At 41.1% G+C, this 14,192-nt stretch carries 12 protein-coding genes; 4 read left to right on the top strand and 8 right to left on the bottom strand.

Features of this window, described 5'->3' with window-relative positions; genetic code table 11:
* The first annotated feature begins 328 nt into the window (after window positions 1-328).
* Window positions 329-2,503, top strand: a complete 2,175-nt coding sequence (locus ABD772_RS15015) for a glutamine synthetase III family protein (protein ID WP_345106182.1) — start codon at window positions 329-331, stop codon at window positions 2,501-2,503.
* 37 nt (window positions 2,504-2,540) lie between these two features.
* Here ABD772_RS15015 and ABD772_RS15010 read toward each other — a convergent pair whose 3' ends face one another.
* Together ABD772_RS15010 and ABD772_RS15005 are read right to left on the bottom strand one after the other, a co-directional pair.
* Window positions 2,541-2,984 carry a hypothetical protein gene (locus ABD772_RS15010; protein ID WP_345106180.1) on the bottom strand — a complete coding sequence of 148 codons (444 nt, stop codon included), beginning with the start codon at window positions 2,982-2,984 and terminating at the stop codon, window positions 2,541-2,543.
* Between the two features lie 878 nt (window positions 2,985-3,862).
* Complete coding sequence (locus tag ABD772_RS15005; RefSeq protein ID WP_345106178.1) at window positions 3,863-5,152, bottom strand: hypothetical protein; 1,290 nt, start codon at window positions 5,150-5,152, stop codon at window positions 3,863-3,865.
* 407 nt (window positions 5,153-5,559) lie between these two features.
* Between ABD772_RS15005 and ABD772_RS15000 the strand changes: the two genes are divergently transcribed.
* Window positions 5,560-6,741, top strand: a complete 1,182-nt coding sequence (locus ABD772_RS15000) for an AIR synthase related protein (protein WP_345106175.1) — start codon at window positions 5,560-5,562, stop codon at window positions 6,739-6,741.
* Window positions 6,742-6,805: 64 nt separating this feature from the next.
* Here ABD772_RS15000 and ABD772_RS14995 read toward each other — a convergent pair whose 3' ends face one another.
* The 4 genes from ABD772_RS14995 to ABD772_RS14980 form a co-directional block, all read right to left on the bottom strand.
* Window positions 6,806-8,155, bottom strand: a complete 1,350-nt coding sequence (locus ABD772_RS14995; RefSeq protein ID WP_345106172.1) for an OmpA family protein — start codon at window positions 8,153-8,155, stop codon at window positions 6,806-6,808.
* 188 nt (window positions 8,156-8,343) lie between these two features.
* Entirely contained in the window at window positions 8,344-9,525 is a 1,182-nt protein-coding gene (locus ABD772_RS14990; RefSeq protein ID WP_345106168.1) for a trans-sulfuration enzyme family protein, read from the bottom strand.
* 13 nt (window positions 9,526-9,538) lie between these two features.
* Window positions 9,539-9,970, bottom strand: a complete 432-nt coding sequence (locus ABD772_RS14985) for an OsmC family protein (RefSeq protein WP_345106165.1) — start codon at window positions 9,968-9,970, stop codon at window positions 9,539-9,541.
* A gap of 76 nt (window positions 9,971-10,046) precedes the next feature.
* Window positions 10,047-10,490 (bottom strand): DinB family protein, encoded by a 444-nt coding sequence (locus tag ABD772_RS14980; RefSeq protein ID WP_345106162.1) that lies wholly within the window; start codon window positions 10,488-10,490, stop codon window positions 10,047-10,049.
* Window positions 10,491-10,586: 96 nt separating this feature from the next.
* Between ABD772_RS14980 and ABD772_RS14975 the strand changes: the two genes are divergently transcribed.
* Together ABD772_RS14975 and ABD772_RS14970 are read left to right on the top strand one after the other, a co-directional pair.
* A complete protein-coding gene (locus ABD772_RS14975) occupies window positions 10,587-11,825 on the top strand; it encodes a nucleoside recognition domain-containing protein (RefSeq protein WP_345106158.1) in 1,239 nt (412 codons plus the stop codon).
* A gap of 107 nt (window positions 11,826-11,932) precedes the next feature.
* On the top strand, window positions 11,933-12,367 hold the full coding sequence (locus ABD772_RS14970) for a hypothetical protein (protein WP_345106155.1): 435 nt from the start codon (window positions 11,933-11,935) through the stop codon (window positions 12,365-12,367).
* A gap of 219 nt (window positions 12,368-12,586) precedes the next feature.
* Here the strand turns inward: ABD772_RS14970 and ABD772_RS14965 are convergent, their stop codons facing one another.
* Together ABD772_RS14965 and ABD772_RS14960 are read right to left on the bottom strand one after the other, a co-directional pair.
* The gene (locus ABD772_RS14965; protein WP_345106152.1) at window positions 12,587-13,204 is read right to left on the bottom strand and encodes a TetR/AcrR family transcriptional regulator; all 618 of its coding nucleotides are present in this window, start codon (window positions 13,202-13,204) and stop codon (window positions 12,587-12,589) included.
* A 202-nt stretch (window positions 13,205-13,406) separates the two neighbouring features.
* Window positions 13,407-13,829: a DUF4126 family protein gene (locus ABD772_RS14960; protein ID WP_345106149.1), complete on the bottom strand. Its 423-nt coding sequence runs from the start codon at window positions 13,827-13,829 to the stop codon at window positions 13,407-13,409.
* Window positions 13,830-14,192 lie beyond the last annotated feature (363 nt).

Raw genomic sequence — 14,192 nt, 5'->3', positions numbered from 1 at the left:
AAAATATTATATAATTTTTAACAACAAAACCTAAATAAATTTAAATTATGTAATTTTTTACGCCTTAAAAATCATGATTATTAAGATAAAGTTAGGTATTATCGAATTTTGATATCAAAATGCAGGAAAAATCAATCTCAAATCACTTTATAGTCGCTAAAAATTTAAAAAGTCTGCGTTTAAGCCAAGTACTTTTTAATAATCGGCGACCAAAACAAAAACTCGAGAAAAAACGACGCTCTTTTTTTAATTCGTGAGATATTTAGTCTTTATTTATAAAGTATAAATTCTATTTTTGAGCTAAACCATCAAAATCAAAACGCAAACAATGCCTAATATTCGTTTTCAAGCTCTTCAGACTGTATTAACACGTACAATTCCTGAAATAAAAACACCTTCTCCAAAAATTTCTGATTTTTTTGGAGCAAATGTGTTTGATATTAAAAAAATGAAAGAGCTTCTGTCAAAAGAGGCCTATAATAGTATCATAAACTCTGTTGAAAAGGGAGAGCCTATTCCCCGCGATATGGCAGAACAGGTAGCAACAGCCATGAAATCATGGGCTTTGGGCAAAGGCGCTACGCATTATACGCACTGGTTTCAACCATTAACGGGCACCACGGCCGAAAAACATGATTCGTTTTTTGAGCCAACATCAGACGGTGGCGCTATTGAGGTATTTTCGGGCGACGCATTGGCACAACAGGAGCCTGATGCATCAAGTTTTCCGAGCGGTGGTATCCGTAATACTTTCGAGGCCCGCGGATACACTGCCTGGGATCCTTCGTCGCCGGCCTTTTTGATGGCGCGCACATTATGTATACCAACCGTATTCGTATCATACACCGGCGAGGCTTTAGATTATAAGGTACCTTTGTTAAAAGCCGTGAGCGCTTTAGATAAAGCCGCGGTTGATGTTTGCCATTATTTTGATAAGAGCGTCGAAAAAGTAAATGCTTCTTTAGGTATTGAACAAGAATATTTTCTGGTTGACTTAGCCTTATTTAATGCACGCCCGGATCTGTATCTGACCGGTCGCACCCTATTTGGCCACATGTCTGCCAAGAATCAGCAACTGGAAGATCATTACTTCGGCTCTATCCCTGAGCGTGTATATGCCTTTATGCAGGACATGGAAACTGAAGCCTTATTACTAGGTATACCTTTAAAGACACGCCACAATGAGGTTGCACCATCGCAGTTTGAGTGTGCCCCTATTTACGAGGAGATCAATCTGGCCATTGACCATAACCAATTGCTGATGGATTTGATGGATCGCGTGGCTAAACGTCATAATTTTAAGGTATTGCTGCATGAGAAACCTTATGCCGGCATCAACGGGTCAGGCAAGCACAATAACTGGTCGATGATCACTAACACAGGTAAAAACCTGTTATCGCCGGGCAAAACACCAAAGAACAACCTGATGTTCCTGACATTTTTTGTGAATACTATTAAAGCGGTATATGAACATGCAGATCTGTTAAGAGCGTCAATTGCCTCTGTAAATAACGACCATCGTTTGGGTGCTAACGAGGCACCGCCCGCCATTATATCAATATTCCTGGGCAGCCAGTTGAGTGAATTGCTTGATGAGATCGAGACATCACGCATCAGCAAAAAAATCAAGGATGAAGCTTTGCTATGGCAGGGCATCCCTAAAATTCCGCAGATATTAAAGGACAATACAGATCGTAACCGTACATCGCCGTTTGCCTTTACCGGTAATAAGTTCGAGCTGCGGGCGGTAGGTTCGTCAGCTAACTCAGCCAGTCCGATGACGGTTCTGAACCTGATAGTTGCCGATCAACTTAAAAAATTCAAGTACGATGTTGATAAGCTATTAAAAAAAGGCGAAAAGAAAGACGTTGCCTTATTAATGGTGATCAAGAGATATATTAAAGAATCGAAAAGTATCCGCTTCGAAGGTAACGGTTACAGCGAGGAATGGGAAAAAGAAGCCGAACGCCGTGGTTTGTCAAATTTTAAAACCACGCCTAAAGCACTTGACGCCCTTATTTCTGAAAAATCTGAAATATTATTTGCAGAAACAGCCGTATTCACCAAACGTGAAGCACATGCCCGACATGAAATTTTGTTAGATAGTTTCTATAAGAAATTACAGATTGAGGCGCGGGTAATTGGCGAGTTGGTAATGAACGTTATCATTCCGTCGGCTATTGATTATCAAAGTAAACTTATCGAGAATGCCAGGGGCTTAAAAGAGCTGGGGCTTGACAAATCAGTTTACCAGGTACAAGTTGACATCATTAACAAACTGGCCGAGCATATCAACTTCATCAAATCAAATTGCGACGCCATGGTGGCCGAGCGCAAAAAAGCCAATGATATTGAAGACCTGCGCGAAAAAGCCATTATGTATGACGAAAAAGTAAAATCCTACTTCCAGCCTATCCGCTACCATGTAGATAAACTGGAGCAGTTGGTTGACGATTCACTATGGCCGCTGCCTAAATTCAGAGAATTGTTATTTATTAAATAGCAAAAACGCCCCGCAATGCGGGGCGTTTTTGCTATTATCAACTTATACCAGAACTAACTTTTTTTATAATCCAAAAATCATCTCGTTTTTCTAAATTAAATTCCCAATCAGCGTAAGAATGAAAAATTTCAATTTTTACATTAACACGGGTTTCAGAAATTGATTTATAAAAAATCCTCATGTAAACCGTGTGGTTTATATTCGGATCTGTTCTGTATAAATTTAAGCCTTTTGGTAAAACTTCTAAATGTATTTTATTAGGGCCGATGTGTAAACTATCGAACCCCTGTGTATTTTGAACATCTTTTACTAAAACTATTTTATAGCCTATATGTGCCCAACCGTTGTACTCCTTATAGATAGAATCTAAACACCGTTGAACGTTTGTAACTTTTATCTTGACCGGATCTATATGTTCTGTTTTAAAATCACCACACCCGCAAGTTAAAATCAAAATAAATAAAATAGCTAATGGTCTCATGTCAATTTTAATCATTATTTCTTATAAAATTCATAATCGGTAACGCCTGCAACGTTTGTATCTGTTATTTTCATTCCGAACACCCATGTTTCAAACACTTCTCCGGCTTCGTAATTCGTTCCATTAATATCGATCATCGGTGTCATTTTCGCCGTCCATCGTCCTAGGTGGACAGTTTCATGAAATATAGTAACAGCTAAATAAAAAGCCAAAGCCTCCTGGGTAGCCGTAGGGCCAACGTATCCCGGTGACGCGTAATTTGAATTCTCTAGTTGTATAACCCAAGCATGCTATTTGGAGGGTATCCTTTGTAGCAAAATGCCCAACAAGATTAGGATCTGCAAAGGTTGTTATTTATTAAATAACAAAAACGCCCCTCAATGCGGGGCGTTTTTAGTAAATCTTTGTTATTTAATTGCAGATGCGCTTTCGATAACTAGTAGAAGTTTCTTCCATCCGTAACCCCGTTAGTTCGGTGCGTGAGCTTCCATTCTCCGCTCATATATTTATAATCACAATCACTATGAACCATACTGGCGTGTCCAATTCTATATGATAGATATAGGTTTGCAACATTTTTGCTTTTATAAGTTAATCTAAATTGGCAAATGCTGCCATTGTGTATATTCCCCCGCGTTTCAAAAAGATAAGTCTTTTTGTCGACTTGAATAGAGTCGTCTATCAAAACATTTCCCTGGAGATACAGTCTTATTTTATCGCTGGTCAACGAGTCGGAATACATTCGTCCTTTCAAATCTATGTCATTAAGACAGGAGAAAATAGCTTTTTTTAATTGCCTCTTATTCATGTGGTAAGCTTTTTCGCAGCCGGTAAAAATACTAATTAACAGAAATGCGATTAAAATCCTATGTTTCATATTAATGAGTTTTAACAAATGTCATTTTTCCTGTTGTAAGGTCATAGTCAACGTGCCCGCCGAACGCTGCGTCTTCAAATTGAGCTCCCGCATCCCAATTGTAGGGATTTGTTGGGAATCGCTGCATAACTTCTTGATTTCCAAAATGAACAAACTCATGAAGGATTACAGCCATTATAAAAAATTCGAAATTAGGATCTGGTTGATATGGAATTTTAACATTGAGATGTTCAGCATATTTTCTATTAATGTAAATAGTCCCAGCATCCTCATCGCCGTATTGTTCTTCAATTGCATCACCGGTGTAATCTTTCAAAACAATCTTAGGGCCCTTACCTGGTTTTAAGTAGGCTAACACCTGGTCTATTGGTAGATTAGAGTATTTGACTAACGCTGCCTGCAAATCCAGATCCGATTTTACACGCTGATAAAGTCCATCTACAATCTTCGCCAATTTAGGATAATTCAATCTGTCAAGGAATGACATATCAATAACAGCAATTTGAAATGTACTTAAAAAAGCTTCGGTGTTTTGCTCGTTAGGATTTAACAAAGAATAATCGACCCAATCTATATTATCCCACCACATGTACGAGGTAACTATTGTCGGGTTAACAGCGACCTGTGCACCATGATAACGACCGTAATTGTTAACAACGGTTATATAAGCCTGATTTTGTGCATTCATCAAGTCAATATGGGTTTGCAATTGATATTTTTGCTTGTCCGTTAATGGATTAGGCATATTAGTAACATAATTAACAATATCTGCTGCCCATGAATATGGTTGATTTTGTCTTAACCACGTTTTTTCAGATTCGGTAATTGAATTTCCTAGCAAGGTGATTGCATTTTCTACCTGTGCAGCAGTAACGGCAGGCGGAGGCGGCGCTGGCGGAGTGTAAGTACCATTTACTGCATAATTTCCCCCACCCAATATTGGGGCTGCGGTCCAAAATCGCCTTGAAAAAGGGTTATATGCTGCCCCACCACTGCTTGAACTGCCGCTACTTGAGCCGCCAGTGCTTGAACCATCACTGCTTGAAGCAACAGTGCTTGAACCACCAGTATTGTTGGTGAAACCTATATTTAAAAACGCACCGGCCCCATTTGAAATATTCCCTGCGTCGGCCCCAGGAACCGGTGTATTTTGATCTGAGCTTATGTTAATAACTTGAGTATCGCTACCAGCACCGTCCTCAGTTGTACAGCTAGTTTCCCAGGTGCCTGATATTTGTTGACCAACGCTTAAATCCATATAGTCCAGATCATCCCAGTTTGTATTATCCACTATTGAGCCACCTTGACCCACATTCCATGAGCCACCGGTTATGGTACAGCATAAGGTCAGGTCATTATCGAAGTTAAATTACAAAAAGTGTTCAATTATCCAATTTAAAGTTCTGCACTAGGCTTTATTAAAAGGTGTTTCACTCATTGTGCCAAAAAATAGGCCACAAATCATATAAACCATTAATTTTCAACTAACTAAACGCATCTACCTAAAGTATTACTACTGTTTCAAAGTGTTTCACTCTATTTTTACAAGTAATTGATATACAGGAAATTAAATGCAAAAAGTGTTTCAGGTGTTTCAAAGTGTTTCACTTTTTAGTGAAACAGTATTATGCCGGTATGCGGATGTTTGCTATCATTAAAATAGTTTTCAGGACGACGCATTAAGCGTATATTTGGCCCATGGTTTCTTCGCAACGATATGATCAGCGAGGCGTGTCAGCCTCGAAAGACGACGTACACAACGCTATTAAAAACATCGATAAAGGCATCTTCCCGAAAGCTTTCTGTAAGATCATTCCCGATATCCTGAATGGCGACCCGGATTATTGCAACATTATGCATGCCGACGGCGCAGGTACCAAATCGTCATTGGCCTACACCTACTGGAAAGAAACCGGCGACCTATCAGTGTGGCGCGGCATAGCGCAGGACGCTATCATCATGAACCTTGACGACTTACTTTGCGTTGGTGCTATCGACAATATCCTGCTATCATCAACCATAGGCCGTAACAAGAACCTGATACCCGGCGAGGTTATTGCCGCTATCATCAATGGTACCGAAGAAATACTGGCCGAGCTGCGTGAAGCCGGCATCGGCATCTACTCTACCGGTGGCGAAACCGCCGATGTTGGCGACCTGGTACGCACCGTAATTGTCGACTCGACCGTTACCTGCCGCATGAAACGCTCGGACGTTATATCCAACGACCGCATTCAACCCGGCGACGTGATCGTGGCGCTGGCCTCATATGGTAAAGCCAATTACGAGAAAGAGTACAACGGCGGCATGGGCTCAAACGGCCTGACATCCGCCCGCCACGATGTATTTAATAAGACCATAGCAGACAAATATCCCGAGAGCTACGATGCCGCTATTCCCTATGAACTAATCTTCTCAGGAACCAGGAAGCTGACTGACCCTATTGAGATTGATGGTAGTGAGTCGGTTAGCGCTGGTAAGCTGGTGCTTTCTGCTACCCGTACCTATGCACCTATAATTAAACAGATATTAGACAGGTACCGCAGCCAGGTCCATGGCATGGTGCATTGCAGTGGCGGCGCTCAGACCAAGGTATTGCATTTTGTGGATAAGCTGCATATCATCAAGGATAACCTGTTCCCTATCCCACCGCTGTTTAGGCTAATTCAGGAGGAATCAAAAACCAGCTGGCAGGAAATGTATAAGGTGTTTAATATGGGTCATCGTATGGAGCTGTATGTCCCTCAGGGAATTGCCGATGAGCTGATACAAATCTCTGAAAGCTTTGGAGTAGAGGCCCAAATCATTGGCCATGTTGAGGCTGCGGAGCAAAAGCAGGTGACCATCCGCTCAGAGTTTGGCGAATTTGTCTATAACTAAGCGGTATATCAAAGCATAAAAAAGGCTCCTATCGGAGCCTTTTCAGTTTTAGCTTATTTAAAGATTAATACAACGTGAATTCAACACGACGATTCATCTGACGGCCTTTTGCAGTTTTATTAGTTGCAATAGGTTGAGTCTCACCATAGCCGGTAGCTTCAATTCGTGATGGGTTTGCCCCTTTGCTAACCAAGAATGATTTAACAGATTCGGCACGGTCTTTTGATAACATCAGGTTAGCATCGTTTGAACCTACATTATCGGTATGTCCAGCCAATTTTAAACTAAAGTTTTTATCAGTTAACAATCTGGCTACTCTTTCTAAGCTTGGATAAGAGTGGGCACGAATAGTTGCTTTACCAAAGTCAAATTCCAAATTTTTGATAGCTTCGTTAACTACCCTTCTATCCTCTTCGGTGATGATAACTTTAGCTGGCGCAAGCGGGCAACCTGAGCCGTCAACTTTTGTACCTGCAGCAGTGCCAGGGCATTTATCAAAGAAATCAGGAACGCCGTCACCATCTTCATCAGCGGTAAATTTGGCTAAGTTAGCGTTGGTTGCAGCCAGGCTTGCCTTGGTAGCGTCCAAATCACTTCTTAGTTGATCATTTTGAGTTTTTTGCGCATCAACTTCTGACTGTAGTTTTTGCTCGGTCATCAAATATTCATGGCGCATTGATGATACCGGATTATGTGCTGCCATTTGCGGTTTTGATTTTCCGCCTAAAGCAAACTCTAAGCCAGCGTGGGCATAACCGAATTTATCATTATTGCCGTTAAGGTTATAGCCGTCAAAGTTATCAGCATCAACGAAATTCACCTGATAACCCAGGTCAATGTTGATGCCTTTTGCAACTTGTATTTTAAAACCTACGCCTACCGGGATATAAGCACTTTTAATATCATGACCGATATCGATCACAGTACCGTTGGCAAGCGTAAAGCCCGGACGATATTGCATATAACCAACACCTGCTGTTAAATAGGTCTGAATAACGTTTTGTTGATTTCGCCAGCTAATATTAGCAAACGTAAAATTAGCCGCCAGGTCTGCTGCCCAACGCAGGTCTGTCTGGTATGAACCAAGTCCCGGGTCGGCTGCGCCGTGGCCGGCTACCTCTCCTTTTAAAAAATTTGCCTGTAAACCCCAGCCATGTGTAAATTGATCTTTGATGAAAGCACCATAACCAATTTTGCTGTTAGGATTTTTGTAATCGCTGTTATGGCCTGAAAAAAAAGTGTATGGATTTAATAAACCACCATTTACACCTACCGACCATGTACGAAAAGAACTGCTTGGAGAAAAAGGTTGAACGTAGTCTGCGCTGCCCAAGTCATTGCTTTGCGCAAAAACGCCGCTGCTTAACATGACGCCTGTCGCTATCAGAGCTGCTTTTTTTAAATTTGTTTTCATAGTTGTTGTGTTTGTTGAAATCAGCTCAAAAAGAGCAAATACCATTCTTCAAAAACAATTGCGATGCCATAACACCAAAATCAACTAAACTTACTGTACAACAACAACTAACAAATAAGGGCAATAAAAAATTATTGCCCTTAAAAACATACAGTTTTGTATGAAATATCTATGATTTCGCCGGGATATCAGCCGGCACTTTTAACTAATGCCTGTTCAATATCAGCTATAATATCCTCAGCTTTTTCTAAACCTGTCGATATACGTATCAGGCCCGGGGTAATGCCCACGGCTAATTGCTCATCGCTGGTTAATTTTGAGTGCGTAGTACTTGCCGGATGCGACGCTATACTGCGAGTATCGCCCAGGTTTGCAGTGACTGTAAGCAGTTCTAAAGCGTTCAGAAATTTACGACCGGCTTCTACCCCACCTTTTAATTCCAAACAGAATACGCCACCGCCCATCTTCATTTGCTTCTTGGCTATCTCAAACTGAGGGTGTCCTTCAAGTAACGGATATTTAACCCATGTTACTTCCGGATGGCTTTGTAAAGCTTTAGCAACTGCGAGCGCGTTTTCTGAATGGCGGGTGATACGTACATCAAGGGTCTCTAAACTTTTGCTGAGTATCCAGGCATTAAACGGCGCTAATGACGGGCCTGTGTTACGGCAAAACAAGTATATCTCGTTGATCAGATCTTTGCGGCCTAAAACAATACCGCCAAGAACGCGGCCCTGGCCATCAATCCATTTAGTAGCTGAATGCACCACCAAATCAGCCCCATAATCAATAGGCCTTTGCAGCAGAGGCGTGGCAAAACAGTTATCTACATTTAAAATCAGGTTATGTTTTTTTGAGAATTTACCGGCCCATTCTAAATCCAGAACCTCGAGTTGCGGATTAGTTGGAGTTTCCAGATAAACCATTTTGGTAGTAGGCTGTACAGCAGCCTCCCAGGCGGCTTCATCATTAGCAGGCACCAGTGTGCAGGTTATACCAAAACGTGGCAGGTATTTAGTCACTATTGTATAAGTACTGCCAAATACCGAGCTGCAGCAGATCATATGATCGCCTTGTTTTAATAAAGCGAAAAATGACCCGAATATAGCGGCCATTCCGCTCGCAGTAGCAAAGCCATCCTCAGCACCTTCAAGCACGCACATTTTAGCAACAAATTCATCTACATTCGGATTACTGAAACGACTATAGATATTATCGTGTGATTCACCGGCAAATGCTGCACGCATGGTTTCAGCATCATCAAAAATAAAACTGCTGGTTAAATATAGTGGCGTCGAGTGTTCGCGTTGCTGCGTTTTTTCACTTTGAATACGTATCGCCTGGGTTATAGGGTCTAATTGAGATGACATTGGTTGTAGTTTATTATGATTTTGCAGGATGTACAAACACCTGTGTTTTAATATCGGCACCCCCACGCTCTAACGTAGCCGCGACCGAACAATATTTATTTACTGACAGATCAACAGCTCTGCTCGCTTTATCCGGGTCGATATTGCCATATAAGTGAAATTCGATGGTAACATCTTTCCACAATGACGGCTCAACACCCGCCTCGCGATCGCCTTTGATCACCATTTTATAGTCCTGAACGTCCTGACGTTGTTTTTTTAAGATAGTGATGACATCAATGGCCGAGCAACCGCCCAAACCCATTAACAACATTTGCATCGGTCGTACACCAAAATTCTGGCCGCCACTTTCGGGGCTGCTATCCATAGTTATAGTGTGTCCATTCTCGTCGCTGGCGGCAAAGCCGAAATCGCCATTCACTCGCTCTAAATTAATTGTATTCATAGTTTATGTAAACAAGTGTGCTAAGTTATGATTTTTGAGCAAGGAAATTTTGCCGGAAATTAAGATTAATGTAAATTTAATAGGTATCTATAACCTTAGCTAAATGCCCTTTCATGTGTTCAACATAGTCAGTAGCCAGCCAATGTACAGTATGTAAACTAACTTCGGTTTTGCCGTTATCGCACTGCATTGTTAACCGGTCTTGCGGATAATTTTTCCATACACGAATGATCTGGAAATTAAGCAATCGCCACAACTCCAATATTTCGTTTATGTCTTCATCGCAATAATGCTGCACTTGTACCCACTCCACTTGATCATAAACCAGCTTAAAACCGTCCTGATAGGTGCATCTTACAAAACGTTGCAGGTTTATTTGTGCGCTGTCGATCAGATGTCCCATAATTTCCTTGCGCGACCATTTATTGGAAGCAGGTTTGGTGTCCCAGTCAATGGCTTGCAGGTCACGGGTAAGTAAGTCGTCAATTATCGTAGCTAAGGCGTGGATGGTCTCTTTCATGATTACTGCATTCCAATTATTTAAAATTGCGCAAACAAAAGTGCTTATCAAATCAAAATTGCATATTTTCACATTTGTATAACATAATACTATCGCATGGCTTTAAATTATATCTGGATTGCCTTTTTTGTAATATCATTCATTATTGGCTTAGTAAAGCTGGTATTTTTTGGCGATACCGAGATTTTTAAACTAATGGTTGATGGCACATTCGATTCCACCAAATCTGCCGTGATGGATATAGCCTTGCCCTTGGTGGGCATTATGGCTTTTTACCTGGGCATGCTGAAAATTGCGGAAAAGGCCGGCGCTATTAATTTCCTTTCGCGTATTGTAGGTCCATTTTTTAGCCGGTTGTTTCCTGAAGTCCCCAAGGACCACCCGGCTGTTGGGCAAATGATGATGAATTATGCTGCAAACCTTTTAGGGTTAGACAATGCCGCCACCCCGTTTGGACTTAAAGCCATGGATGGATTGCAGGGGCTAAATAAGGACAAAGATACAGCATCAAACTCGCAGATCATGTTCATGGTGCTGCATGCTTCGGGTTTAACTTTACTGCCCGTCGCCATTATCGCGCAACGCGCTATTTATCATTCAAAAGATCCCAGTGATATATTTATCCCTTGCATTATAGCAACTTATGTAGCTACACTGGCCGGATTAATCGTAGTGGCCATAAAACAACGCATCAACTTATTTGACAAAGTTATACTTACCTGGCTGGGTGGTATCACTATTTTTATTGGTGCGGTTGTCTGGTATTTCACGGCCTATTTAACCAAAAGCCAGATCAGCGATGTATCTAAAATTTTCAGTAACCTGGTTTTATTTGGGTTGCCGGTGTTGTTTATACTGGGCGGAATACGCAAAAGGATCAATGTATTTGAAGCATTTATAGAGGGCGCTAAAGAAAGCTTTGATATCTCTGTTAAGATCATCCCTTACCTGGTAGCACTTTTAGCGGCTGTGAGTATATTCCGCATCAGCGGCGCCGTTGGTTATTTAGGCGACGGCTTTAAATGGGTATTTGGCCACTTTAATATCGATACCCGTTTTACCGATGTATTACCTATTGCTTTTCTCCGCCCGCTAAGCGGATCAGGCGCACGGGCTATGATGCTGGATAATTTGAAGAACTTTGGAGCTGACAGTTTTATAGGCCATTTATCAAGTGTTTTGTATGGCACAGCCGATACAACATTTTATATTGTAGCCTTATATTTTGGCTCGGTGGGCGTTAAAAAAACGCGTTATGCAGTACCGGCAATGCTCATTGCAGATTTCTTTGGAATAATAACGGCTATTTTAATTTCCTATTTATTTTTTGGATAGGGCAGGCTAATTAACCTCGGATATTTAGAGAGCACTATCAAGCAAGTCATTGTTTGTACAGGATTTAATTTTAACTTTGGAGCATATTTTGATCCCTCCAATTAAATATGGCAACCACCTTACCAAAAGACAAATCTCAACAATATTTAAAGCAAAAGGCAGCTAAGAAGCGTAGTGGTAACAAGGCGCTATTTATTTTCCTGGCTTTGATTGTTGTTGCAGTAGCAGTTGTTGCTAAAATATTTCTGGCCGGTACTTTAAAGCCCAATTTCGTTAAAGGCATGCCTGGTAGTGAAGATGCCTATGCTATGGCGAAGTTATTTATCAGCCCCACCCTGAAATCGTCAAGCGCTAATTTTGCGGATGATAAATATCAATTTGGCAAACAGTCTGATTCTGTATATGTAATTCAGTCGTCTGTTGAGTCGACCGACGAAAGCGGTGAAAAAATCAATACCGAATTCAAGATCGTTTTAAAATATAATGGCGGTCAGGTTGATAAGCAAAAAAATTGGAGCCTTATTGATTTAAGTACACATTAATATCCTATCGCCCTTAAAACAAAAGCCGGCTGCAATAAATTGCAGCCGGCTTAATCACTCTAAAACAATCACCTCTTAACTTTATAGAAGTATCTTTAATAATTATATATTCAATTATGATTATTTGCTAACTAAAAATCTTAGTCAAAGGTACTAATAAATTAGCTGTTCAAACTTACAACACATTATTTTTGACGGCGGGGTGACAGTTACTTTGTATTAATACATTAGCCCTTTTATAAAAATATTAAGCAATAATAAACGTTTGGTATGGATCTCTTCCAGGTGTTCTTTTTGAGGAAACATTACTTTTTTGTGTGATACGGCGCTTACCCTTACTCCGTGTAAAGCGTCAATCAGTAAATCAACAATCTGCTCCGGGTTTTCAACTGGTTTAATGTGGCCCTTATTTTCCTCGACTCTGATAGCGGCGCTTAGTAATACTAATTCAGCACGTCGTATTTCAGCAATGATCTCCCAAATAGTGTCAGGCAGGTTCTGCTCGTTAACTCTGAAAAAGTCAAAGAAATTATAGTTTTTTACAATAAAGTTATGTTGAATATCGACCTGGGCAGCAAAAGCTTCTTTAAGGTTATCAAACTGTCTAAGTTCATTTTCCAGGTTTTGAATATACTCACCGGCCAGTTTGCGCATTACCGCAATATACAGCTGGCTTTTATCAGGAAAGTAGTAATACAGCAATGCTTTCGATAGCGACAAATCGCCGGCTATCTCGTTCATCGTTGTTTTTGAATAACCATAATGTAAAAACCGCTGATAAGCTGCCTCTAATATCTTTTCACGTTTAATATCTTGCTGATCGACTGCTGAACTCATTATAACTTCTTATGCAAAAACTGACTATTTAAACAAAATTATCAAATATTCTACATAATAACTTACCAGAGCGCATCTAAGTGTTTAAACGCACAAAATTGATACACAAATTACATTCAAATTATGGTTTCAGCTATCAGTTACGCTAAACGCGCTATACCTACACCTGCTCCAACCACCAAGGCATCTTCAACGGCGCCTATTACCGGATCGACAATACCCGATGCTTTAACTGTTGCCTTGCGCAAAAGAAGCTACCAAAGGTCGACACTATCGCTGTCGAGCCGCCTAACAGCGCGCCCAGCCAGGCGTTGCCGCCGCTTGCTTTAAATATGCCTGCTCCCGCCAGTGCGCCCGACACACACCGTGCGGCTATCGCTACAGGTTTGATCCTGTCTGGAGCGGCGGGTAATTTATCACCTACAAACTCGGCGATCGCCATGTATTTCAAAACTTTAGCTATAATGTTGGTTTGCATAAAACTCAAGCCTGATTTGTCCAAATCTTTTGATTTATGATGGCTTAAAATATAACTGGTTATAGCAGGCGCCGACGCCGAACGCATACCGGCCAACAAGCCGACACCTACTGTCTGCCAAAGCGGTTTTTCGATTTTTAATTTCATGGCTGATGCTATTGTTGCTCATAAATCGCAATAATCATTCCTAAACTGAAATAGTTTTAATAGCATAGCGTAAACAACACTTATGAAATGAAAAATACATCGGGAAAACACTTTGGGCGAATTAGGCCGCGCTATAGGCAACGGCTTATTACCGGAGTGCAGCCACAGCGGCCATCATTATATCGCAAATGCTAGAAATGAGTATTACCACAAACGCCAGTCCAGCAAGGCAGCTGTATGTGGCGACTCAATGATATAGCTACCGCATTCCGATGCCTCAAAGCCCGCAAGTGAGCGGGAGCCTAAAGAATTAGCTATCGACGGCCTGCATCACGCAGTATAAGCCGTAACAGCAACCGTTAT

This window comes from Mucilaginibacter panaciglaebae, from assembly GCF_039539265.1.
GTDB lineage: Bacteria > Bacteroidota > Bacteroidia > Sphingobacteriales > Sphingobacteriaceae > Mucilaginibacter > Mucilaginibacter panaciglaebae.
This window is presented reverse-complemented; position numbering and strand designations above follow the sequence as displayed.